20 protein-coding genes are annotated in these 22,308 nt (G+C 73.3%); 8 read left to right on the top strand and 12 right to left on the bottom strand.

From position 1 onward, the window contains the following. Positions 1-564: 564 nt before the first annotated feature. Entirely contained in the window at positions 565-1,563 is a 999-nt protein-coding gene (trpS, locus tag DEJ46_RS22430; RefSeq protein ID WP_150269047.1) for a tryptophan--tRNA ligase, read from the top strand. Here trpS and DEJ46_RS22425 read toward each other — a convergent pair. Beyond that, the gene (locus DEJ46_RS22425; RefSeq protein WP_150269045.1) at positions 1,530-2,528 is read right to left on the bottom strand and encodes a GlxA family transcriptional regulator; all 999 of its coding nucleotides are present in this window, start codon (positions 2,526-2,528) and stop codon (positions 1,530-1,532) included. The genes trpS and DEJ46_RS22425 overlap by 34 nt on opposite strands. 75 nt (positions 2,529-2,603) lie before the next feature. Here DEJ46_RS22425 and DEJ46_RS22420 point away from each other — a divergent pair, with 75 nt between their 5' ends. Beyond that, positions 2,604-3,194: a cysteine hydrolase family protein gene (locus tag DEJ46_RS22420; protein WP_150269043.1), complete on the top strand. Its 591-nt coding sequence runs from the start codon at positions 2,604-2,606 to the stop codon at positions 3,192-3,194. Position 3,195: 1 nt separating this feature from the next. Here the strand turns inward: DEJ46_RS22420 and proC are convergent, their stop codons facing one another. The 5 genes from proC to DEJ46_RS22395 form a co-directional block, all read right to left on the bottom strand. Beyond that, positions 3,196-4,005 carry a pyrroline-5-carboxylate reductase gene (gene proC, locus DEJ46_RS22415; protein WP_150269041.1) on the bottom strand — a complete coding sequence of 270 codons (810 nt, stop codon included), beginning with the start codon at positions 4,003-4,005 and terminating at the stop codon, positions 3,196-3,198. An 83-nt stretch (positions 4,006-4,088) separates the two neighbouring features. Further along, positions 4,089-4,826: an ABC transporter permease gene (locus DEJ46_RS22410; RefSeq protein WP_150269039.1), complete on the bottom strand. Its 738-nt coding sequence runs from the start codon at positions 4,824-4,826 to the stop codon at positions 4,089-4,091. Then, a complete protein-coding gene (locus DEJ46_RS22405; RefSeq protein ID WP_223834958.1) occupies positions 4,823-5,671 on the bottom strand; it encodes an ABC transporter ATP-binding protein in 849 nt (282 codons plus the stop codon). The genes DEJ46_RS22410 and DEJ46_RS22405 overlap by 4 nt, the downstream gene beginning before the upstream one ends. A gap of 82 nt (positions 5,672-5,753) precedes the next feature. Beyond that, the gene (locus DEJ46_RS22400) at positions 5,754-6,278 is read right to left on the bottom strand and encodes a hypothetical protein (protein WP_150269038.1); all 525 of its coding nucleotides are present in this window, start codon (positions 6,276-6,278) and stop codon (positions 5,754-5,756) included. Between the two features lie 35 nt (positions 6,279-6,313). Next, positions 6,314-6,619 (bottom strand): SH3 domain-containing protein, encoded by a 306-nt coding sequence (locus DEJ46_RS22395; RefSeq protein WP_150269036.1) that lies wholly within the window; start codon positions 6,617-6,619, stop codon positions 6,314-6,316. 155 nt (positions 6,620-6,774) lie between these two features. On the opposite strand from DEJ46_RS22395, the gene DEJ46_RS22390 reads away from it, so the two are divergent. Next, positions 6,775-8,940 (top strand): protein kinase domain-containing protein, encoded by a 2,166-nt coding sequence (locus DEJ46_RS22390; protein ID WP_150269034.1) that lies wholly within the window; start codon positions 6,775-6,777, stop codon positions 8,938-8,940. A 79-nt stretch (positions 8,941-9,019) separates the two neighbouring features. Here DEJ46_RS22390 and ilvD read toward each other — a convergent pair whose 3' ends face one another. The 4 genes from ilvD to DEJ46_RS22370 all read right to left on the bottom strand — a co-directional run bounded on the left by ilvD (position 9,020) and on the right by DEJ46_RS22370 (position 13,547). Further along, on the bottom strand, positions 9,020-10,873 hold the full coding sequence (ilvD, locus tag DEJ46_RS22385; RefSeq protein ID WP_150269032.1) for a dihydroxy-acid dehydratase: 1,854 nt from the start codon (positions 10,871-10,873) through the stop codon (positions 9,020-9,022). 128 nt (positions 10,874-11,001) lie between these two features. After that, a complete protein-coding gene (locus DEJ46_RS22380; protein ID WP_055642812.1) occupies positions 11,002-11,613 on the bottom strand; it encodes a TetR family transcriptional regulator in 612 nt (203 codons plus the stop codon). Continuing rightward, positions 11,610-12,458, bottom strand: coding sequence for a sugar phosphate isomerase/epimerase family protein (locus tag DEJ46_RS22375; protein ID WP_150269031.1), 849 nt, complete (start codon positions 12,456-12,458; stop codon positions 11,610-11,612). The genes DEJ46_RS22380 and DEJ46_RS22375 overlap by 4 nt, the downstream gene beginning before the upstream one ends. A gap of 156 nt (positions 12,459-12,614) precedes the next feature. Next, positions 12,615-13,547: a Ppx/GppA phosphatase family protein gene (locus DEJ46_RS22370; protein WP_150269029.1), complete on the bottom strand. Its 933-nt coding sequence runs from the start codon at positions 13,545-13,547 to the stop codon at positions 12,615-12,617. Positions 13,548-13,588: 41 nt separating this feature from the next. On the opposite strand from DEJ46_RS22370, the gene DEJ46_RS22365 reads away from it, so the two are divergent. Beyond that, on the top strand, positions 13,589-14,509 hold the full coding sequence (locus DEJ46_RS22365; RefSeq protein ID WP_150269027.1) for a hypothetical protein: 921 nt from the start codon (positions 13,589-13,591) through the stop codon (positions 14,507-14,509). Positions 14,510-14,555: 46 nt separating this feature from the next. On the opposite strand, the gene DEJ46_RS22360 is transcribed toward DEJ46_RS22365, so the two are convergent. Next, entirely contained in the window at positions 14,556-16,418 is a 1,863-nt protein-coding gene (locus tag DEJ46_RS22360) for a BACON domain-containing protein (protein WP_150269025.1), read from the bottom strand. A gap of 183 nt (positions 16,419-16,601) precedes the next feature. Between DEJ46_RS22360 and radA the strand changes: the two genes are divergently transcribed. Together radA and disA are read left to right on the top strand one after the other, a co-directional pair. Then, positions 16,602-18,005, top strand: a complete 1,404-nt coding sequence (radA, locus tag DEJ46_RS22355) for a DNA repair protein RadA (RefSeq protein WP_150269023.1) — start codon at positions 16,602-16,604, stop codon at positions 18,003-18,005. Between the two features lie 307 nt (positions 18,006-18,312). Further along, a complete protein-coding gene (gene disA, locus DEJ46_RS22350; protein WP_055642806.1) occupies positions 18,313-19,437 on the top strand; it encodes a DNA integrity scanning diadenylate cyclase DisA in 1,125 nt (374 codons plus the stop codon). 96 nt (positions 19,438-19,533) lie between these two features. Here the strand turns inward: disA and DEJ46_RS22345 are convergent, their stop codons facing one another. Then, positions 19,534-20,412, bottom strand: coding sequence for a hypothetical protein (locus DEJ46_RS22345; RefSeq protein ID WP_150269021.1), 879 nt, complete (start codon positions 20,410-20,412; stop codon positions 19,534-19,536). Positions 20,413-20,636: 224 nt separating this feature from the next. Here DEJ46_RS22345 and DEJ46_RS22340 point away from each other — a divergent pair, with 224 nt between their 5' ends. Together DEJ46_RS22340 and DEJ46_RS22335 are read left to right on the top strand one after the other, a co-directional pair. Next, positions 20,637-21,338 (top strand): phosphatase PAP2 family protein, encoded by a 702-nt coding sequence (locus DEJ46_RS22340; RefSeq protein ID WP_150269019.1) that lies wholly within the window; start codon positions 20,637-20,639, stop codon positions 21,336-21,338. Positions 21,339-21,371: 33 nt separating this feature from the next. Continuing rightward, complete coding sequence (locus DEJ46_RS22335) at positions 21,372-22,298, top strand: A/G-specific adenine glycosylase (RefSeq protein ID WP_223834956.1); 927 nt, start codon at positions 21,372-21,374, stop codon at positions 22,296-22,298. The last annotated feature ends 10 nt before the right edge of the window (positions 22,299-22,308 follow it).

Here is a 22,308-nt window from a genome sequence, read left to right as displayed (position 1 = left end):
AAGGTGCGGACGCTTCCTTTGTACTCACCCTCGCGGGCTTTCCTCCGGGCTTTTCCTTCGTTCTTGCGTCTCCGACTCTATCAGATCCTTTCGGCGTCTGATTCCCAGTCAGCGGGATTTGTCTTTGCGGCTGTTGGGCCGTTCCGACGAGTGAGACTTTAGCGAATTCCTGCCTCCGACGCTAATCGGGCGGCTTGCGCTCAGACCTTCGAACGCGGATTCCTCATTTCGCAAATACACACGGAAAGCCGGACGGCGCGGCAAAGCGTCGTCAGCTTCTGTGGGTCTTGCGGAATGGCTGTCCGGGGCCGACCGGAGTCGGTGCTCACGTCGGACAACTCGGAGAACACTACGGACCTGGTAATCCCGTGTCAACCCCGGTCCTCGGGCGTAGCCTCTCCGTATGACTACGCATGCGCACGCCACCCTGTGGTGGGCCGCCTGACCGGCGGCCCGCACTCGCGCATGTACCAAGCGGCCGCCGTTCCGGCGGCCGTTCGCGCATCCCCCTCCGGGAGCCGGGCCGTCGGGCCGGCGGCCCGTGGCTGAGGGAGAAGGAACGCGATGACGAGGATCTTCAGCGGGATCAAGCCCACCGGGCATCTGACGCTGGGCAACTACCTCGGGGCCGTCCGGCGGTGGGTCGAGGTGGATCAGCACCGGGCGGAGGCGCTGTTCAGCGTCGTGGACCTGCATGCGCTGACCGTGGAGCACGATCCGGGGCGGGTGCGGCGGCTCAGCCGGCAGGCGGCGACGCTGTTGCTGGCCGCGGGGCTGGATCCGGAGCTCTGCACGCTGTTCGTGCAGAGCCATGTGGACGAGCACGCCAGGCTCTCGTACCTGTTGGAGTGCACGGCCACGGACGGCGAACTGCGACGGATGATCCAGTACAAGGAGAAGAGCGTGCTCGCGCGGGCCGCCGGGGAGGGTGTGCGGCTGTCGCTGCTCACGTATCCGGTGCTGATGGCCGCGGACATCCTGGCGTACGGGGCCGACGAGGTGCCGGTGGGTGAGGACCAGACGCAGCACGTGGAGCTGACGCGGGACCTGGCGGTGCGGTTCAACCAGCGGTACGGGCACACCTTCACCGTGCCGCGGGCCACGGCTCCGAAGGTGGCTGCGCGGGTCATGGACCTGCAGGACCCCACATCGAAGATGGGGAAGTCGCACGCGAACGGGGCCGGGATCGTCTATCTGCTGGACGACGCGGAGACCGTGCGGCGGAAGATCATGCGGGCCGTGACCGACAGCGGGCGGGACGTGGAGTACGACCGGGAGGGCAGGCCGGGCGTCGCGAATCTCCTCGATCTGATGGCCGCCGCGACAAGTGGGAACCCCGAGGCGCTGGCCGGTGTATATCAGTCGTACGGAGCGTTGAAGAAGGACACGGCGGACGCGGTCGTCGAGCTGCTGAGGCCCGTGCGGGAGCGGCATGCCGGGCTCGCGGCGGACCCCGGGTATGTGGATCAGGTGCTACGGGACGGGGCCGAGCGGGCCCGGGGGGTGGCGCGGCCGTTGGTGGACCGGGCCTATCGGGCGATCGGGCTGTTGCCCGCGGGGTGACGGAAGGCGTTGCGGTAGTCGCGCGGGCTGGTGGCGAGGTGTGAGGCGAAGTGCTGGCGCATCGTGACCTCGCTGCCGAAGCCCGCGCGGCGGGCCACCTCGGGGAGGGGGTGGTCGGTGCGTTCGAGGAGTTTCTGGGCGGCGGCGACGCGCTGGGTGATGAGCCAGTGCAGGGGGGTGGTTCCGGTGGTGGCCTGGAAGTGGCGGGCGAAGGAGCGGGGGGACATTCCGGCGTGGGCCGCGAGGCTCGCGACGGTGTGGGGCTCGTCCAGGTGGGCGAGCGCGTGGGCTCGGACGGTGGCGAGGGCGTCGGCGTCGCGGTCGGCGCGCGGTGTGGGGTGCTCGATGAACTGGGCCTGGGTGCCCGTGCGGAAGGGGGCGGTGACCATGGAGCGGGCGACGGAGGCGGCGGCCTCGGCTCCGTGGGCGGTGCGGACGAGGTGGAGGCAGAGGTCGATACCGGCGGCTGTGCCGGCGGACGTCCAGATACCGGTGTCCTCCACGAAGAGCGCGTCGGGCTCGACCTGGATCTCGGGGTGGCGGGTGGCGAGCGTCTGAGCCAGGTGCCAGTGGGTGACGGCTCTGCGGCCGTCGAGGAGTCCCGCGCGGGCGAGGACGAAGGCGCCCGCGCAGAGCGAGGCGACGGGGATGCCCGCGGTGTGGGCGTGGCGGAGGGCTTCGAGGAGGGGGGTCGGGAGGTCGGCGTCGGGGTCCTCTACGCCGGGGACGAGGACCAGGTCCGTGGTGGTGAGTTCGTCGAGCCAGGTGAGGGGGCGGTCGGGGGTGAGGGTGAGTCCGCCGTGGAGGGGGATGGGGGTGTGCGGGTCGGTGGCGACCCTGCGGAGTTCGAAGGGCGGGACGCCGCGGAGGGTGCGATCGCTGCCCCAGACCTCCGTGATGACGGAGACGTCGAAGGCGCGGATGCCCGGGAAGGAGAGGAGGGCGATGCGCTGGGGGGCGGCCATGGGTGGCAGTAAAGCATCGATCGCTGTCATTTCTCCCTCTGGGGCGGTCGGCTCCGTCGCGTCAGGATCGTGGGCATGGAGATCAACGAGAACGCAGCGCTGGTGGTCGTCGACGTGCAGAAGGGCTTCGAGCTCGACTTCTGGGGGCGGCGGAACAACCCGGAGGCCGAGGGGAACATCGCGGCTCTGATCGATGTGTGGCAGGAGACGGGGCGGCCGGTCGTGTTCGTGCGGCACGACTCGGTGCAGCCGGGGTCGCCGCTGGAGCCGGGGACGGAGGGGAACGGGTTCAAGGACTTCGTCGAGGAGCGGCGGGGGAAGGGGGCGGGGCCTGAGCTGCTGGTCACGAAGAGGGTGAACTCGGCGTTCTACGGGGAGCCGGATCTGGACGCCTGGCTGAAGGGGGCGGGCATCGGGCAGATCGTGATCGTCGGGATCCAGACGAACATGTGCAACGAGACGACGGCCCGGATGGGCGGGAACCTCGGGTACGAGGTGCTGTTCCCCTTGGACGCGATGCACACCTTCGACCTGGAGGGGCCGTTCGGGTGGGTGCAGTCGGCGGAGGAGCTGACCCGGGCGACGGCGGTGTCGCTGCACGGTGGGCGGTTCGCCCGGGTCGTGGCCACGGCGGACGTGGTGAAGGGGGCGGTCTCGGCCGGGTAGGTCAGCCGTTGCCGGAGGCGAGTTCGCGGCTGCGGTCGCGGGCGGCTTCGAGGGCGGCGATGAGGGCGGCCCGTACGCCGTGGTTCTCCAGCTCGCGGATGGCGCTGATGGTGGTGCCGGCCGGGGAGGTGACGGCCTCGCGGAGCTTGACGGGGTGCTCGCCGCTGTCGCGGAGCATCACGGCGGCGCCGATGGCGGCCTGGACGATGAGGTCGTGGGCCTGGGCGCGGGGGAGGCCGAGGAGGATGCCGGCGTCGGTCATGGCCTCGACGAGGAAGTAGAAGTAGGCCGGGCCGGAGCCGGAGAGGGCGGTGGCCGCGTCCTGCTGGGACTCGGGGACGCGGAGGGTCTTGCCGACGCCGCCGAAGATCTCCTCGGTGTGGACGAGGTGCGCGGGGGTGGCGTGGCTGCCGCCGGAGATCACGGACATGCCTTCGTCGACGAGGACGGGGGTGTTGGGCATGACGCGGACGACGGGGGTGCCGGTGGCGAGGCGCTCCTCGATGAAGGAGGTGGGAATGCCGGCGGCGGCGCTGATGACGAGGCGGTCGGCGGCGACGTGGGGGGCGAGCTCGTCGAGGAGACGGCCCATGTCCTGGGGCTTGACGGCCAGGATGAGGGTGTCGGCGCGCTTGGCGGCCTCGGCGTTGGTGACGGCTTCGACGCCGTAGCGGGCGTGGAGTTCGTCGGCGCGTTCGCTGCGGCGGGCGGTGACGAGGAGGTTCGCGGGGCGCCAGCCGGCGCGGATCATGCCGCTGAGGAGTGCTTCACCGATCTTGCCGGTGCCGAGGACTGCGACGGTCTGCGTCATGGGTCTTTCACCTCGCCGGAGGGGGTATGTCCGGTCATCCTCGCATCGGCGGAGCCGGTGGCGCGTGGGTGTCCGAGGGGCGGTCAGGCCGTGCGGCGGCGGAGGGTGGCCGCGCCGAGGGCGAGAACGAGGACGGCGCAGCCTGCGACGACGAGGGCGTCGCGGACGAAGTCGCCGGTGATGTCGGGGTGGCGGAGAACCTGGTTCATGCCGTCGACGGCGTACGACATGGGCAGGGCGTCGGAGATCGTTTCGAGGGCGGGGGCCATCCGGTCGCGTGGGGTGAAGAGGCCGCAGAGCAGGAGCTGGGGGAAGATCACGGCCGGCATGAACTGGACGGCCTGGAACTCGGAGGCGGCGAAGGCGGAGACGAAGAGTCCGAGGGCGGTGCCGAGGAGGGCGTCGAGGAGGGCGACGAGGAGGAGGAGCCAGGGGGAGCCGACGACGTCGAGGCCGAGGAACCAGACGGCGAGGCCGGTGGCGAGGGTGGACTGGATGACCGCGAGGAGGCCGAAGGCGAGGGCGTAGCCGGCGATGAGGTCGGCCTTGCCGAGGGGCATGGCGAGGAGGCGTTCCAGGGTGCCGGAGGTGCGTTCCCTGAGGGTGGCGATGGAGGTCACCAGGAACATCGTGATGAGCGGGAGGATGCCGAGGAGGGAGGCGCCGATGTTGTCGAAGGTGCCGGGGCTTCCGTCGAACACGTACCGGAGCAGGAAGAGCATCAGGCAGGGGACGAGGAGCATCAGGGCGATCGAGCGGGGGTCGTGGCGCAGCTGACGCAGGACGCGGGCCGCGGTGGCGAGGGTGCGGGCGCCGTTCATGAGCGGGGCTCCTCGTGGGTGGTGCGGGGGTGTCCGGCTCCGGGGTGTGCCGCGCGGGCGGCGGCGTCGACGAGGTGGAGGAAGGCCTCTTCGACGGTGGCGGTGTCGTTGCGGCGGCGGAGGGCTTCGGGGGTGTCCTCGGCGAGGATCTCGCCCTCGCGCATGAGGAGGAGGCGGTGGCAGCGCTCGGCCTCGTCCATGACGTGGGAGGAGACGAGGAGGGTCGTCCCGCGGTCGGCGGCGATCTGGTGGAAGAGGTTCCACAGGTCGCGGCGGAGGACGGGGTCGAGGCCGACGGTGGGTTCGTCGAGGACGAGCAGTTCGGGGGTGCCGAGGAGGGCGACGGCGAGGGAGACGCGGCTGCGCTGGCCGCCGGAGAGCCGGCCGGCGAGGGAGTCGGCGTGCGAGGTGAGGTCGACGTCGGTGACGGCCCGGTCGACGGCGGTACGGCGGTCGTGGCGGCGGGCGCGGCCGGGGAAGAGGATGGCGGCGAAGTAGTCGAGGTTCTGGCGGACGGTGAGGTCGTCGTAGACCGAGGGGGCCTGGGTGACGTAGCCGATGCGGGAGCGGAGGGCGGGGTCGCCCGCGGGGCGGCCGAGGACCTGGAGGGTGCCGCCGACCTTGGCCTGGGTGCCGACGATCGCGCGCATGAGGGTGGTCTTGCCGCAGCCGGAGGGACCGAGGAGGCCGGTGATGCGGCCGGCGGGGACGGTGAAGTCGAGGCCGCGGAGGACCGTGCGCTCGCCTCGTACGGCGGTGAGGGCGTGGGCGGTGACGGCGGCGGTGTCGTGGGCTGCCCGGGCCGTTTCCGTCGAGCCTGGGGCGCCCGTCGGGGAATTCATCATGTGATGAATAGTGCTCCTGGGGGTGCCGAGCGTCAAGGACGCGGACGGGTCGGGTGGATTGCCGGGTGGGCCGCCGGGTGGGCTACTTGCGCTTGGGCTTCTTGCGGGCGGCCGGGTTGCCCGTGCGGGCGTTGCGGCGCTTCTCGTACTGGGCGCGCGAGGTCTCGTACTCCGTGCGGCGCAGCTGCTCGCCGGGCGCCTCGGTGAAGCAGCGGAAGAAGTAGGCGAGGAGCGAGCCGATGAAGCCGATGGCCTTCAGGCTGCGCAGCGACTCCTCGCGACGCGGGTCGGTGGGCCTGCGGGTGAAGCCCTCCCAGGTCTTGCGGAAGGCGATGGCGCTGCAGACCGCGAACATGACGACGACCAGCATGTTGACGAAGCCGCCGATGTTCGCGATCTCCAGGCCTTCGTAGGCGAAGCGCAGCACGAAGCAGGCCGCGACGGCGGCGGCCAGCGAGCCGGCGGCCACGCCGACGCGGCGCAGCGCGTAGTGGCCGGTGTGGTCGACCCAGGTCGTACCGAAGAAACGGATCTCCTCGGGCTGCGGGCCGCCTGCCGCCGCGCTGGGGGTCTGCTCCGTGCCGGGGGTCTGCTCTTCGTCGCTCACAGAGTCGATTATCCCCGGAGCGGCGGAGGAGGGCCTCAGGCGCAGCGTGGTGCGACGTAGCCGTCGCTGCCCGTCTTCACGTAGGCGTCGGAGACGTACTCGCCCGGGGCGATGCTGTCCCAGAGGTTGGTGGTGCCGTACGGGCCGCTGACCCATTCGCCGGGCTTCTGGCAGTGGATCGGGACCGTGGAGCCGGGGGCCAGCGACCGGACGATCGAGTACTGGGTGCTGGGGCCCGAGCGGACGTTGACCCGGTACCCCGGGGCTATGGCGTAGCGCTTCACCGCGCTCGTCGCCGTCGTCGACACGTCCGCCGTGGGCTGCTTGTCGTCGGTTCCCATGGTGTCCTCCCCCTGTGGCGCAAAGCGCTACGCCGAGTTTCACTCTCTGCGACGCGCAGGCTAGCAAGCTCCTCCGGCTTCGCGGGCACCATGGACTAGGCTCCGTCGGGTCGCTCACGCGCGTGATGTGACGGGGAATCACACGGGGGTGGGCGATGCCACCGTTGCGCAGTACCGGCGCCGACCGGGATGCGGAGGGGCCCGAGTACGCGGGCGACTACCGCCTCCAGGCACGTCTCGGATCCGGCGGCATGGGGGTCGTCCATCTCGCCGCCTCCCCCTCCGGCCTGCGGCTCGCGGTCAAGGTCGTACACGCTCGGTACGCGGAGCACCCGGAGTTCCGGGCCCGTTTCCGCCAGGAGGTCGCGGCCGCCCGGCGGGTGAGCGGGGCCTTCACCGCGCCGGTCGTCGACGCCGACCCCGATGCCGTACGCCCCTGGATGGCCACGCTCTACGTGCCCGGGCCGACCCTCGCCGACCAGGTGAAGCGGAACGGCCCCCTGTCCCCCGCCGAACTGCGCCGGCTCACCGCCGGGCTCGCCGAGGCGCTGAGGGACATCCACCGCGCCGGGGTCGTCCACCGGGACCTCAAGCCCAGCAACGTCCTGCTCACCGACACCGGACCGAAGGTCATCGACTTCGGCATCTCCCGGCCCGTGGACAGCGACCTGCACACCGAGACGGGGAAGCTGATCGGCTCGCCGCCCTTCATGGCGCCCGAGCAGTTCCAGCGGCCCCGCGAGGTCGGGCCCGCGGCGGACGTCTTCGCGCTGGGCTCGGTCCTCGTGCACGCGGCGACCGGGCACGGCCCGTTCGACTCCGACAGCCCGTACATCGTGGCCTACCAGGTCGTCCACGACGAGCCTGACCTCACGGACGTGCCGGAGGAGCTGGCGCCGCTCGTGGCGCGCTGCCTCGCCAAGGATCCCGCCGAACGGCCGACCCCCGCCGAGATCATGTCGGCGCTGCTGCCGCCCTCGTACGAGGCGGAGGCCTTCATACCGGCGCAGCGGCGGCGCCCCACCCTGCCGGAGAAGGAGCCCGGCTCCTGCCCCGCCTGGGACGCGGACACCCGCGTCCGGGCGGCCACGGTGGCTCCCCCGCCCCGCCGGCGCCTCCGGATCCGTCCGCGGCTGACCGCCGCCCTCGTCGCCGTGCTCGCGCTGACCGGCGCCGGGCTGTACGGCGCGCTGAGCACTCCCGCGGAGGGCGGGCGCGAGACTCCCGCCCGCCCGGACGAGGTCGCCACGGCCTTCGCGGGCTGGCGGACGCCGCTCCAGGAGCGGGGCCCGACGGCCGCTCCCGCCTGCATGCACGGCGGCGGCGCGCTGTACTGCGTGGCCCGGGGCGTCGGCATCGCCCGGCTCGACCCCGTCACGGGGCAGGTCCTGTGGTCGCGGACCACCCCCATCGACTCGGAGACCCCGACGGCTCCCGCCCTCCTGGCCGACGGACTCGTCGGCGCCGCCGCCCCCACGGGCCCGCTCCGGGCCTACGACGCCGGGGGCGGCGCCCCCGGGTGGAGCGCCGGCCAGACGGGGACCGCGCCCGAGCTGTACCGGGCCGCCGGCACCGCCGTCGTCCTGGCCGACGGGCGCGGCGGGCTCCGGGCCCTCGACAGCCGCAGCGGGAAGGAACTCTGGCGGCACGGCCTGGCCGGCTTCTCGGTCCCGCGGCTCGGCGCGTACGACGCTCCGTCCGGGCTGCTGGACGTCTCCGAGATCTCGGCCGACGGGTCGACCACTCGGGTCGGGACGGTCCGTCCCCGGACCGGCGAGGTGGTCTGGCAGCGGACCCTGGACGGCGATCTCGCGCCGCTGGGCCGCACCGGCGACGGGGCGCTCGTCCTCGGCGACCACTACCAGGACCCGCTGATCGACGGCCTTGTGGTGCTGGGCCCCGACGGCTCGGCGGCCTCCATGAGGCGGCTGGCGCTGCCCCACCGGATCGACGTCCGGGGCGTCGCCGTGCGCGGCGCGGTCGTCCACATCCTCGACGCGAACGGCCACCTCACCGCCTTCGACACCGCCGCGCCGAAGGGGCGGGTGCTGTGGGAGCTGGAGACGGGTGCCGGGAACGTCTCCGAACCGGTCCTCGGGGGCGACGACCGCCTGTACTTCTCCGTCCAGGACGGGCGGCTGCTCGCCGTCAACACCGCGCGCGGGGCGCTGATCGGCCAGACCCGGCCGCGGCTGCGGAACGGGCGGCTCGGCTACGCGCCCATGGTCCCCGAGCCGCAGGTCGCCGGGGACCGGGTGTTCGGGACGGCGCCCGACGGCTCGGTCTTCGCGGTCGACGCGCGCGAGCCCGAGTCCTGGTGAGCCGGTAGGACCGGACGTACGACGGCGGGGAGTGGGTGTCGTACCCACTCCCCGCCGTCTCAGCGTCCGTGCGCCGGGCTCAGCCCAGCTTCGTCACGTCCCGGACCGCGCCCTTGTCCGCGCTCGTCGCCATCGCCGCGTACGCCTTCAGCGCCGCCGACACCTTGCGCTCGCGGTTCTTCGGCGCGTACACGCCGTTCAGCGCGGAACGGCGGGCGTCCAGGGTGGTCTCGTCGACGAGGAGCTCGATCGAGCGGTTCGGGATGTCGATACGGATCCGGTCGCCGTCCTCGACGAGGGCGATCGTGCCGCCCGAGGCCGCCTCCGGGGAGGCGTGGCCGATGGAGAGGCCCGACGTGCCGCCGGAGAAGCGGCCGTCCGTGACCAGCGCGCAGGTCTTGCCCAGGCCCCGGCCCTTGAGGAAGGAGGTCGGGTAGAGCATCTCCTGCATGCCCGGGCCGCCGCGCGGGCCCTCGTAGCGGATGACGACCACGTCGCCGTCCTTGACCTGCTTGTTCAGGATCTTCTCGACGGCCTCGTCCTGCGACTCGCAGACGACGGCCGGGCCCTCGAAGGTCCAGATCGACTCGTCCACGCCGGCCGTCTTCACGACACAGCCGTCGACGGCCAGGTTGCCGCGCAGGACCGCGAGGCCGCCGTCCTTGGAGTACGCGTGGGCCGCGTCGCGGATGCAGCCGCCGGCCGCGTCCGTGTCCAGGGTCTCCCAGCGCTCGGACTGCGAGAAGGCGGTCGCCGAGCGGACGCAGCCGGGGGCCGCGTGGAACAGCTCGACGGCCTCGTCCGTGGCGGAGCCGCCGCGGACGTCCCAGGTGTCCAGCCACTCCTTGATGGAGGCGGAGTGGACGGTGTTGACGTCCTCGTTGAGCAGGCCCGCGCGGTAGAGCTCGCCGAGGATCGCCGGGATGCCGCCCGCCCGGTGCACGTCCTCCATGTAGTACGTGCGGTCCTTGGCGACGTTCGGCGCGACCTTGGCCAGGCAGGGCACCCGGCGCGAGATCTCGTCCATGTCGCTGAGGCCGTAGTCGAGCTCGGCCTCCTGGGCGGCGGCGAGCAGGTGCAGGATCGTGTTGGTCGAGCCGCCCATGGCGATGTCGAGCGCCATGGCGTTCTCGAAGGCCGCGCGGGTCGCGATCGAGCGCGGCAGGACGGAGGCGTCGTCCTCGTCGTAGTACCGGCGGGTGATGTCGACGACCGTGCGCGCCGCGTTCTCGTACAGCGCCTTGCGGCCGGTGTGGGTCGCGAGCAGCGAGCCGTTGCCGGGGAGGGAGAGGCCGATCGCCTCGGTCAGGCAGTTCATCGAGTTGGCGGTGAACATGCCGGAACACGAGCCGCAGGTCGGACAGGCGTTCTCCTCGATCCGGGCGATGTCCTCGTCCGAGATCTTGGGGTTCACGGCGTCGGAGATCGCGTCGACCAGGTCGAGCGTGCGGACCGTGCCGTCGACGAGCGTGGCGCGGCCGGACTCCATCGGACCGCCGGAGACGAAGACCGTCGGGATGTTGAGGCGCAGGGCGGCCATCAGCATGCCGGGGGTGATCTTGTCGCAGTTGGAGATGCAGATCAGGGCGTCGGCGCAGTGCGCCTCCACCATGTACTCCACGCTGTCGGCGATCAGGTCGCGGGACGGGAGGCTGTAGAGCATGCCGCCGTGGCCCATCGCGATGCCGTCGTCGACGGCGATCGTGTTGAACTCGCGGGCGATGCCGCCGGCGGCCGTGATGGCCTCGGACACGATCCGGCCGACCGGCTGGAGGTGGGTGTGGCCGGGGACGAACTCCGTGAAGGAGTTGGCGACGGCGATGATGGGCTTCCGGCCGATGTCCGCGCCGGGTACACCGGAGGCGCGCATAAGGGCGCGTGCGCCCGCCATGTTGCGGCCGTGGGTGACTGTGCGGGACCTCAGCTCGGGCATCGTCGCTCGCTCCTCGTGATGGGTGTGCTTGCCTTCGAGCGTACGCCGACGCTCCAAGATCTGGACAGAGCGTCCGAATGGCGGACGAGGTGTTCAGCTTTCGGTCGGCTGTCGCCTCCCCGAGGCTCTCAGCTCTCGGTCAGGTACCGCTGGAGCGTCGGTGCCACCTGGGCCACGATCTCCTCCGGGTCGGCCGAGGCCAGCGGCTCGACCTGGATCACGTACCGCAGGATCACGATCCCGATCATGTGGGAGGCGGCCAGCTCCGCGCGGAAGCTCGGCTCCGGTACGTCGAGTTCGGCCGCGATCCGCTCCAGGAGCCGGCGGAGCACGAAGGTCCGCAGCACCTTGGCCGCGGCCTCGTGGGTCAGCGCGGAGCGGACGATCGCGAGGAGCGGGGCGCGGCTGACCGGGTTCTCCCAGACGCCGATGAAGAAGCGCGCGAGCCGCTCGCCGATGGCCTCGCGCGGGCCGCCGAGGATCGCCGGGACGACGAGCGCCGGCTCGAAGGAGACCTCGATCGCGGCGGCGAAGACCTCGTCCTTTGTACCGAAGTAGTGGTGCACGAGCGCCGGGTCCACGCCGGCGGCCTTGGCGATGCCGCGGACGGAGGCCTTGTCGTACCCGCGCTCCGCGAACTGCGTGCGGGCCGCCTCCAGGATGCGTTCGCGCGCGCCCGGTCCGCTGTCCTCCTCGGTACGGGACGGGCGGCCGCGCCGGCGGGGGGCCGGGTCGGTCATGGGCGCGGGGCCCGCTCGGCCGGACGGGAGGGGCGGCCCGCGGCGGACGCGAGGTGGAGCCGGGTGAAGGCGAGGGCCTCGGCGAGGTCGGCCTCGCGTTCGGCGGCTGACATCGCGCGGCGGGTGTTGACCTCGATGACGACGTGGCCGTCGAAGCCGGTGAGCGCGAGCCGCTCCAGGAGCTCGGCGCAGGGCTGCGTGCCCCGGCCCGGGACCAGGTGCTCGTCCTTGGCGGAGCCCTTGCCGTCGGCGAGGTGGACGTGGCCGAGGCGGTCGCCCATGCGGTCGATCATCGCGAGGGCGTCGGTGCGGGCGGTCGCGGTGTGCGAGAGGTCGACGGTGAAGTGCCGGTAGTCGTCCTTCGTGACGTCCCACTCGGGGGCGTACGCGAGCATCTCCCGGTCCTTGTAGCGCCACGGGTACATGTTCTCGACGGCGAACCGGACGTCGGTCTCGTCCGCCATCCGCCAGATGCCGGTGACGAAGTCCTTCGCGTACTGGCGCTGCCAGCGGAACGGCGGGTGCACGACGACCGTGGAGGCGCCGAGCTTCTCGGCCGCCGCCTGGGCGCGCTGGAGCTTGACCCACGGGTCGGTGGACCAGACGCGCTGGGTGATGAGGAGGCAGGGGGCGTGGACGGCCAGGATCGGGACCTGGTGGTAGTCGGAGAGGCGGCGCAGCGCCTCGACGTCCTGGCTGACGGGGTCGGTCCACACCATGACCTCGACGCCGTCGTACCCGAGGCGCGCGGCGATCTCGAAGGCCGTCGCCGTCGACTCCGGATAGACCGAGGCCGTCGACAGGGCGACCTTCGCATCCGGGATGCGCACCACTGGTTCTGCCACCCAGACAGGGTACGGGGCGGGCCGGGGGCCCGGGAGGTGGTTCGGGTCACGCCGGAGCGGCGCGGCCCACGCGCGCGTGGTGGCGGCCCCTGCACGCGCGCGTGGTGGGCGTGCAGGAGGCCGGTCCGGCTCCACGCGCGCGTGGCCGTGCGGCGGCTACTCCTCCGGGAGGTGGTCCAGGCGGCGGAGGATGACGCCCTCGCGCAGCGCCCACGGGCAGATCTCCAGCTCCTCCACGCCGAGCAGGTCCATCGCGCCCTCCGCGACGAGCGCGCCCGCGAGGAGCTGCGGGGCCCGGCCCTCGGAGACGCCCGGCAGGGCCGCGCGCTCGGGGACGGTCATCGCGGCGAGGCGCGGGACCCACTCCTCCAGGGACTTGCGGGACAGGACCCGCTGGACGTACAGGCCGTCCCCCGAACCGGGCGCGCCGGCGATCCTGGCGAGCTGCTTGAAGGTCTTGGACGTGGCCACGACGTGGTCGGGGCGGCCGAAGCGGCTGAACTCTCCGACCGTACGGGCGATCTGCGCCCGGACGTGCCGGCGCAGCGCCTTCACGTCGTCGGTGTTCGCCGGGTCGCCGGGCAGCCAGCCCGAGGTGAGGCGGCCTGCGCCGAGCGGCAGGGAGACCGCGGTGTCCGGGTCCTCGTCGATGCCGTACGCGACTTCGAGGGAGCCGCCCCCGATGTCGAGGAGGAGCAGCTTGCCCGCGGACCAGCCGAACCAGCGGCGGGCGGCGAGGAAGGTGAGCCGGGCCTCCTCCTCGCCGGTGAGGACCTGGAGGTCGACCCCCGTCTCGTCCTTGACCCGGGCGAGGACGGCGTCGGCGTTGGTGGCCTCGCGGACGGCCGAGGTCGCGAACGGCAGCACTTCCTCGCAGCCCTTGTCCTCTGCCGCGTGGAGGGCCTCCCGGACGGTCCCGATGAGCCGCTCGACGCCGTCGGGCGCGATGGCGCCCCGCTCGTCGAGGAGCTCGGCGAGCCGCAGCTCCGCCTTGTGGGAGTGGGCGGGCAGCGGACGGGCGCCGGGGTGGGCATCCACCACGAGCAGGTGCACTGTGTTCGAACCGACGTCGAGGACTCCGAGTCTCATGGGCGGAACGCTACTGCGCCGACCCGCATACGCTTGGTGTTGTGCCAAAGACGAAGCAGGCGAAGCCGGACAAGGACAGCAGCGGCGAGGCCGGTGTGAAGGCCGGCAAGGCGAGCAGGGCCGGGAGGACCGGCAAGGCCGCCAAGGCCGATCGAGCGGAGAAGGCCGTGAAGGCCGAGAAGGTCGCCAAGAAGCGGGGCAAGGGCGTGGAGCCGGACGAGAAGACGCTGGACTTCGCGCGGGCGTGGGTCGAGTTTCCCGATCCGGCCGACGCCGAGCAGGTGTTCCGCTGCGACCTGACCTGGCTGACCTCGCGCTGGACGTGCATCTTCGGCAGCGGCTGCCAGGGCATCCAGGCGGGCCGGGCCGACGACGGCTGCTGCACGCTGGGCGCCCACTTCTCTGACGACGACGACGAGAAGCGGGTCGCGTCGCACGTGGCCCGGCTCACGCCGGAGCTGTGGCAGTTCCACGACGTCGGTACGGAGTCGGGCTGGGTGCAGCTCGACGAGGACGGCGACCGGCAGACCCGCCGCTGGGAGGGCTCCTGCATCTTCCAGAACCGTCCCGGTTTCGCGGGCGGCGCGGGCTGCTCGCTGCACATCCTGGCCCTGAAGGAGGGCAAGGAGCCGCTGGAGACCAAGCCGGACGTGTGCTGGCAGCTGCCGGTGCGCCGGACGTACGACTGGATCGAGCGGCCCGACGACACCCGGGTCCTCCAGGTGTCGATCGGCGAGTACGACCGTCGTGGCTGGGGTCCGGGCGGCCACGACCTGCACTGGTGGTGCACCTCGGCCACCTCGGCGCACGGGGCCGGGGAGCCCGTCTACGTCACGTACCGGCCGGAACTGACGGAGATGATGGGCAAGGAGGCGTACGAGGTCCTCGTCGGGCTGTGCGAGGCCCGGCTGGCCTCGCAGCTGCCGCTGGTGGCCCCGCACCCGGCCGACCCGGTCTCCTAGGGCCTGATCCGGCGGACGCTCCTGGAGCCACCGGCCTTCCAGGAGGTCAGGGGCCGGACGGCGGCGGGTCGTCCGTCGTCGGCGGGGGCGTGCCCGGGTCCGTCGTGCCCGGGTCCGTCGTCGGCGGGGGCGTGGTCGGCTCCGTCGTCGGGTCGGTCGTCGGCGGGGGTGTCGTCGGGTCCGTGGTCGGCGGGGGTGTCGTCGGGTCCGTCGTCGGCGGAGGCGTCGTCGGGTCCGTCGTCGGCGGTGTGGTCGGGGGTGTCGTCGGGCCGGTGGTCGGCGGGCTCGTCGGCGGCGATGTCGGCGGGCTCGTCGGGGGGCTCGTCGGCGGTGTGGTCGGGTCGGTCGTCGTCGGCGGCTGCGGCGGGGTACCCGGGCGGGTGACCTGCGGCGGGGCGGTCTGCCCCTGGCCGTTGATCCTGACGACCGCGCCCGAGGGGTTCACGCCGACGCGGGCGCTCCACGCGCCCGCGGGTTCGCGCCCGTGGTCGACCCGTACGACGACCGTGATCGTCTCGCCGGGGCGGAGCGTGCCGGACGCCCGGCTCACGTACAGCCAGGGGGCGTCCGTCCACAGCGACCAGGTGACGGGCGAGCCGCCGTCGGCGGTGAGCGTGAGCATCGTCAGGTCGCCGGAGCAGCGCGCGCCGACCGTGAGGTGGCCGGGGGCGGGATCGCCGGGCCTGGAAGGGCCCGCGGGGCCTGTGGGGCCGCCGGGGCTGAGGATCTCGACCGAGACGTCGGGGGCGCGGCTGCCCCGGGTGAAGCGGGGCTCGGGGGTGGTGCGGGCGTTGCCCGCGTTCTCGTAGTGGTCGTACCCGCTGCCGTCCTGGCCCACCGGTTCGTCCGCCTCGCGTGCGCTGATCCTGGTGCCGCCCGGGACCCCCTCGTCGGCGACCGGGGTCCCGCGGTACGAGGTCCACAGCGCGAGGACCGGGGCGGCCACGACGGCCGCGACGACGGTGGTCGTCACCGCGCGGGCCCGGAGCCGGTCGCGGCGGGCCGAATGGTCCTTGGGGTCCATCGGGAAACCGGTCGGGGCGAAGCGCGGGGCACCGGCACGCGCGCGCGGGACGTGCAGCATCGCCATGTACGCGGCGGCCCTGGGCGCGTCGACGAGCGGCAGCCGGTCCGGCGGGAGGGGGGCGGCTCCGGGCCAGGGGCCGGTGGCGCCCACCCGCTCGGCGGCCCGGCGGCAGCGGGGGCAGTCGTCGACGTGCCGGACGAGCTCGGCGCGCAGGGCGGCGGAGAGCAGCACCCGGTGGTCGCCGGTGAGCCGGGCGACGGTGGAACAGCTGCCGGTCTCGACGACGGCGAGGGCGGCGCGGGTCCGCTCGACCTCGCAGGCGGCGGTGGCGAGGAGCTCGCGGGCGGCGAGCGGGTCGAGGGAGAGCACGGCCGCGACCTGGCGGTGACTCAGGCCGTGCCGGACGGCGAGCTCCAGGGCCTCGCGCTGCTCGGGGGTGGTGCCGGCGGCCTCGGGCCAGGCGAGCTTCGCGAGTTCGGCGCGGCGGCGCTCGGCGGTCTCCTCGGAGACCGGGGGCGGCTCGGGCGCGGTGACGGCGGGGCGGCCGGTGTGGGCGCCCTGGCGCTTGCGGCGCTGCTCGGCGAGGGTGCGCAGGCAGGCCCAGCGGGCGAGCGCGTACAGCCAGGCCGTCCGGCCCTCCTCGTCGGAGGGGCAGCGGCCGAAGTGGCGCTCGGCGACGGCGAGGACGTCGCCGAGGACCGCCGTGGCCGTGTCGTGCTCGCAGAGCACGGAGAGGCAGTACGTGTAGAGGCCGTCGAGGGCGGCCTCGTACCGGGCGGGGGGCCGCTGGCCGAGCGTGCGCGGTCCCTGCTCCGCGGCGCCGCGGTGCGCCCGGTGTGCGCCGGTGGTGCGTGTGGGGGAATCCAGCCTGCTGCTCGTCACGGGGCGACGGTAGGCAGGGAGGGGGGTCCACTTCGTACCGGTCGACCACTTCTCATTCGTACGGGTGAAGGTATCGCTCGAAAGGGGACAGGAACCTCACATTCCGTCACTCGAACGAGGAAGGGCCCCGGCGCGGACAGGCGCCGGCCCTCGCTGTCAGTGGGGGCCGCTACGGTGTGGACCATGGCTGCCCGTACGAAAACCGCCAAGGACCGGCCGTCCTACCGCTGCACCGAGTGCGGCTGGCAGACGGCCAAGTGGCTCGGCCGCTGCCCCGAGTGCCAGGCCTGGGGGACGGTCGAGGAGTACGGCGCGCCCGCCGTCCGGACCACCGCGGCCGGCCGTGTCTCCACCGCCGCCCTCCCCATCGGACAGGTCGACGGCCGGCAGGCGACCGCCCGCTCGACCGGCGTCGACGAGCTGGACCGGGTCCTCGGCGGGGGCCTGGTGCCCGGCGCCGTCGTGCTGCTCGCGGGCGAGCCCGGCGTCGGCAAGTCCACGCTCCTGCTCGACGTGGCGGCCAAGGCGGCGAGCGACGAGCACCGCACGCTGTACGTCACGGGCGAGGAGTCCGCGAGCCAGGTCCGGCTGCGCGCCGACCGGATCGGCGCGCTCAGCGACCATCTGTACCTGGCGGCCGAGACCGATCTGTCGGCCGTCCTCGGCCACCTCGACGCCGTGAAGCCCTCCCTGCTGATCATGGACTCGGTGCAGACCGTCGCCTCCCCCGAGATCGACGGCGCCCCCGGCGGCATGGCGCAGGTCCGCGAGGTCGCGGGAGCCCTCATCCGGGCCTCCAAGGAGCGGGGCATGTCCACGCTCCTCGTCGGCCACGTCACCAAGGACGGCGCCATCGCCGGGCCCCGGCTCCTGGAGCACCTGGTCGACGTCGTCCTGAGCTTCGAGGGCGACCGGCACGCGCGCCTGCGCCTGGTCCGGGGCGTGAAGAACCGGTACGGGGCGACGGACGAGGTCGGCTGCTTCGAGCTGCACGACGAGGGCATCACGGGCCTGGCCGACCCGTCCGGGCTCTTCCTGACCCGGCGTGACGTGGCCGTTCCGGGCACCTGTCTGACGGTGACCCTGGAGGGCCGCCGCCCGCTCGTCGCCGAGGTCCAGTCGCTGACGGTGGACTCCCAGATCCCCTCCCCGCGCCGGACCGTCTCCGGTCTGGAGACCTCCCGGGTCTCGATGATGCTGGCGGTCCTGGAGCAGCGGGGCCGGATCAGCGCGCTGGGCAAGCGCGACATCTACAGCGCGACCGTGGGCGGCGTGAAGCTCTCCGAGCCCGCCGCCGACCTGGCGATCGCGCTCGCCCTCGCCTCCGCCGCGAGCGACACCCCGCTGCCGAAGAACCTGGTCGCGATCGGCGAGGTCGGGCTCGCGGGCGAGGTCCGCCGGGTGACGGGCGTCCAGCGCCGGCTCGCCGAGGCGCACCGGCTGGGCTTCACGCACGCGCTGGTCCCGCCGGACCCGGGCAGGGTGCCGGCCGGCATGAAGGTGACAGAGGTCGCGGACATGGGCGACGCCCTGCGCGTTCTCCCCCGCACCCGCCGCGCGCCGCGCTCGGAGAGCGCGGAGGGGTAGCGAAGGGACGGCGGAGCGCCGCGCCGGGCGGTCCCGGAGGCCGTACGGAGGCTGCGCAGAGGTCGCACAAGGGACGTCGGAGGTCGAACCGAAGCGCGGCGGAGGTCGTACGGACGCGTCGGCGGGGGTGGGCGAAGCGGCTTCGCGGGGGTAGTGAAGCCGCTTCGTGGGGGTAGGCGAGGGGGCACGACCGGGCACCCTCGGGCCCTTCCGCCGCACCCTTGAGCGGCGCGAGGCGGAGGGTGGCGGGGTGGTGTCGCTAGACTTTGCCCTGGTCTCGCCCATCCGTACGAGCCGGAGGAGTGCAGTGGCAGCGAAGGACGGGGCAGCAGCTCCCGGGAAGTCCGGCGCGAGCTCCGGCAACGAAGCGCTGATGCGCGCCGCCCTGAGCGCCGTCGCGCCGGGCACCGCGCTGCGTGACGGCCTGGAGCGGATCCTCCGGGGCAACACGGGCGGTCTCATCGTGCTGGGCCTGGACAAGACGGTCGACGCGATGGCCACCGGCGGCTTCGTGCTGGACGTGGAGTTCGCCGCGACGCGCCTGCGCGAGCTGTGCAAGCTCGACGGCGCGCTCGTCCTCGACAAGGACATCACCAAGATCCACCGCGCCGGTGTGCAGCTGGTCCCGGACGCCTCCATCCCCACCGAGGAGACCGGCACCCGCCACCGCACCGCGGACCGGGTCTCCAAGCAGTGCAACTTCCCGGTCGTCTCCGTCTCGCAGTCGATGCGTCTGATCGCGCTGTACGTGAACGGTGAGCGCCGGGTCCTGGAGGAGTCGGCCGCGATCCTCTCCCGCGCCAACCAGGCGCTCGCGACCCTGGAGCGGTACAAGCTCCGGCTCGACGAGGTGGCCGGCACGCTCTCCGCGCTGGAGATCGAGGACCTGGTCACCGTCCGGGACGTCACGGCCGTCGCCCAGCGCCTGGAGATGGTGCGCCGGATCGCCACCGAGATCGCCGAGTACGTGGTCGAGCTCGGCACCGACGGGCGGCTCCTGTCGCTCCAGCTCGACGAGCTGATCGCGGGCGTGGAGCCGGAGCGCGAGCTGGTCGTCCGGGACTACGTGCCCGAGCCCACCGCCAAGCGCTCGCGGACGGTCGCCGAGGCGCTCACCGAGCTGGACGCGCTCAGCCACACCGAGCTGCTCGAGCTTCCCGTCGTGGCGAGGGCCCTGGGCTACAGCGGTTCGCCCGAGACTCTCGACTCGGCCGTCTCGCCGCGCGGCTACCGGCTCCTCGCGAAGGTGCCGCGGCTGCCGGGCGCGATCATCGAGCGGCTCGTGGAGCACTTCGGCGGGCTGCAGAAGCTCCTCGCGGCGAGTGTCGACGACCTCCAGACCGTCGACGGGGTCGGCGAGGCCCGTGCCCGCAGCGTGCGTGAGGGCCTCTCGCGGCTGGCGGAGTCCTCGATCCTGGAGCGGTACGTCTAGTCCGTCCACGTCCTGTCCGGCGGATCAGGGCCGTACAGGACCGTCACGCCCCGATCCCTCGGTGGCCCGGCCGGTGAAGGCCGGGCCGCTGTCCGCTCAGTCCTTGGCCAGGGTGAAGGAGGCCGGGGCCACCTTCGCGCCCGCCAGCGTCGCCTCCACCAGGTAGGTCCCGGGGCCGGCCTGGCCCGCCGGGGCCGTCGCGCACTTCGGCGCGCTGCGCCCGCGGTCCCACTCCACGGTGTGGGTGACCGTGGTCTGCGCGGGGACGCTCAGCAGGAGCGGATCGCCGGGGTGCGGACAGTCGTCGGAGGCCCAGACCGCGTCGGCCTGCTTGTCGCTGATCGTCAGGACCGCGCTGCGCGGCCCGAAGTCGGCCTTGCAGGCGGTGTCCGAGGTGTTCTTGACGACCAGGTGGAAGCGGGGCTTCTCGCCCGCCTCGTAGGAGACCTTGGCGGTGCGCAGGCTCAACTGCAGCGCTCCGGCCGGGCAGTTCGGGAGCGGAGAATTGGCCGGAACCTGCTGCCCCGCGCCGGTGCCCGCTCCTCCGTCGCCGCCCGCGCCGTCGGTGTCGCCGTTCTTCCCGGTGCCGCCGGCGCCGGAGTCCGTACCGGCGTCGGCGCCCTCGGCGGAGCCCGAGTCCGCGTCCGTACCGGATCCGGCGGAGCCACCGTCGCCTTCGCCGCCGCCGCCCTCGCCCGACGTGTCACCGGAGCCGCCGGAGTCGCCCGACTCGTCGCGGCCGCCGGGCTGTTGGCTGATCGCCGGGCCGGTGCCCGCGGGGCCGGGGGTGATCGAAGGGGGTGTGGGCGACGAGCCGTTGGCGGCGTCGTTCGTCTTCTTCCCGCCGCCGTCACCCGAGGTGAGGGCCCACACGGCGAGCAGGGCGAGAACCGCCACCAGGCACACGGCGACCGCCCTCCGTCGCCAGTAGATGGTGGAGGGAAGCGGCCCGACCGGATTGCGCAAAGATCCCACGACCCGAACCTTACGAGAGATCCGGCCCAACTCCCGCCCCACCCGCCGCCCGAGGCATCAAGTTTTGCCGATGATCACATCCGTCCGCGCGGGGAACTTTTCCCGAACAGGCCCGAAGCGCCCCGGAATCACCGGCCTCCGGCCCGCCCCCCACTTTCGTCGGGGGTCGCTCTGGCCGTTGGCCCGGGGCGCCGAGCTCCGAATTCCGGTTAGCGTCATCCACCATGGACTCCCTCCTCGACCTCTCCGATCGGCTCTACCTCGACGTCGCCGACTTCGCCCACTCCACCCCGCACTGGTTCCAATGGCTCGCGGAGGTGTGGACCGAGGCGGGACTGCTGCTCTTCGGCGTGCTGTTCCTGGCCGGCTGGTGGCGCTCCCGTGACGGGTCGAGCCGGCTGATGGCGCTCGCGCTGCTCGCCCCGCTCGCCACCGCCTTCGGTTACGTGGTGAGCGAGGGGCTGAAGTCGCTGATCGACGAGGAGCGGCCGTGCCGGGCGGTCCTCGGGGCGCCCGCCGCGCTCGTGGAGTGCCCGCCGTACGGCGACTGGTCCTTCCCGAGCAACCACTCGGCCATCGCGGGCGCCGCCGCGATCGCGCTCGCCCTGTCCTGGCGCGGGATGGCCTGGCTGACCGTGCCGATGGCGCTGCTCATGGCCTTCTCCCGGGTCTTCGTCGGCGTGCACTACCCGCACGACGTGACCGCCGGCGTGCTGCTCGGTGCCCTGGTCGCCTTCCTCGTCATGCGGGCGGCGGAGCGGCCGGTGCGGTCGCTGGTGGAGACGGCCAGGTCGAGCCGGAGCTCGGCCGTCGTGTGGTGCGCGGGGCGCGGACCCCGGGCGCACGCCGCCCCGCACGCCTCTTCGCACGCGCACGCCTCCCCGCACGCCGACCGGCCCGAGCGCGCGCGCCACGGCGCGCGCTGATCGCGTCGCGGACGTGCCAGGATCGGAGGTGCCATGACTTCCATCGACACTCCCCCCGGCCCCTCGGCCCCCGTGGCCGCCTCCCTCCCCCCGGAACTGCACGGGCCCGTCCTCGCCTGGTTCGACCGGCACGCCCGTGACCTGCCCTGGCGCCGCCCAGAGGCCGGCGCCTGGGGGGTGATGGTCAGCGAGTTCATGCTCCAGCAGACCCCCGTCGTCCGGGTCCTTCCGGTGTACGAGCAGTGGCTCGCGCGCTGGCCGCGCCCGGCCGACCTGGCCGCCGACGCCCCCGGCGAGGCCGTCCGCGCCTGGGGCAGGCTCGGCTATCCGCGCCGGGCCCTGCGCCTGCACGCGGCGGCCACGGCGATAACGGAACGGCACCGCGGCGACGTGCCCCGCGACCACGGGCAGCTGCTCGCGCTGCCCGGGATCGGCGAGTACACGGCGGCCGCCGTGGCTTCCTTCGCGTACGGGCAGCGGCACGCGGTCCTCGATACCAACGTCCGCCGGGTCTTCGCGCGGGCGGCGACCGGCGTCCAGTACCCGCCGAACGCGACCACGGCCGCCGAGCGCCGGCTCGCCCGGGCCCTGCTCCCGGAGGACGAGGCGACGGCCTCCCGCTGGGCCGCGGCCTCGATGGAGCTGGGCGCGCTGGTCTGCACCGCGCGGAACGAGGACTGCGGGCGCTGCCCGATCGCCGAGCGCTGCGCGTGGCAGCTGGCGGGGAAGCCGGCGCACGACGGCCCGCCGCGGCGCGGCCAGACGTACGCGGGCACGGACCGGCAGGTCCGGGGCCGGCTCCTCGCGGTGCTGCGGGAGTCGACGGACCCGGTGGAGCAGGCGGCCCTGGACGCGGTCTGGGACGAACCGATGCAGCGGACCAGGGCCCTGGACGGCCTGGTCGCGGACGGTCTCGTCGAGCCGCTGGACGACGGGTTCTACCGCCTGCCGCTGTCCTGAGACGGTCCCT

Origin of the sequence: Streptomyces venezuelae, assembly GCF_008642375.1 — a bacterium.
In the GTDB taxonomy this organism is placed as follows: Bacteria; Actinomycetota; Actinomycetes; order Streptomycetales; family Streptomycetaceae; genus Streptomyces; species Streptomyces venezuelae_G.
This window is presented reverse-complemented; position numbering and strand designations above follow the sequence as displayed.

Coding starts and splice junctions, on each gene's coding strand:
- DEJ46_RS22405 (WP_223834958.1), bottom strand. CDS start 5,671: ATGATGAATTCCCCGACGGGCGCCCCAGGCTCGACGGAAACGGCCCGG.
- DEJ46_RS22340 (WP_150269019.1), top strand. CDS start 20,637: ATGGACTCCCTCCTCGACCTCTCCGATCGGCTCTACCTCGACGTCGCC.
- DEJ46_RS22390 (WP_150269034.1), top strand. CDS start 6,775: ATGCCACCGTTGCGCAGTACCGGCGCCGACCGGGATGCGGAGGGGCCC.
- DEJ46_RS22410 (WP_150269039.1), bottom strand. CDS start 4,826: ATGAACGGCGCCCGCACCCTCGCCACCGCGGCCCGCGTCCTGCGTCAG.
- DEJ46_RS22425 (WP_150269045.1), bottom strand. CDS start 2,528: ATGGCCGCCCCCCAGCGCATCGCCCTCCTCTCCTTCCCGGGCATCCGC.
- DEJ46_RS22335 (WP_223834956.1), top strand. CDS start 21,372: ATGACTTCCATCGACACTCCCCCCGGCCCCTCGGCCCCCGTGGCCGCC.
- ilvD (WP_150269032.1), bottom strand. CDS start 10,873: ATGCCCGAGCTGAGGTCCCGCACAGTCACCCACGGCCGCAACATGGCG.
- DEJ46_RS22370 (WP_150269029.1), bottom strand. CDS start 13,547: ATGAGACTCGGAGTCCTCGACGTCGGTTCGAACACAGTGCACCTGCTC.
- DEJ46_RS22420 (WP_150269043.1), top strand. CDS start 2,604: ATGGAGATCAACGAGAACGCAGCGCTGGTGGTCGTCGACGTGCAGAAG.
- DEJ46_RS22380 (WP_055642812.1), bottom strand. CDS start 11,613: ATGACCGACCCGGCCCCCCGCCGGCGCGGCCGCCCGTCCCGTACCGAG.
- DEJ46_RS22395 (WP_150269036.1), bottom strand. CDS start 6,619: ATGGGAACCGACGACAAGCAGCCCACGGCGGACGTGTCGACGACGGCG.
- trpS (WP_150269047.1), top strand. CDS start 565: ATGACGAGGATCTTCAGCGGGATCAAGCCCACCGGGCATCTGACGCTG.
- radA (WP_150269023.1), top strand. CDS start 16,602: ATGGCTGCCCGTACGAAAACCGCCAAGGACCGGCCGTCCTACCGCTGC.
- proC (WP_150269041.1), bottom strand. CDS start 4,005: ATGACGCAGACCGTCGCAGTCCTCGGCACCGGCAAGATCGGTGAAGCA.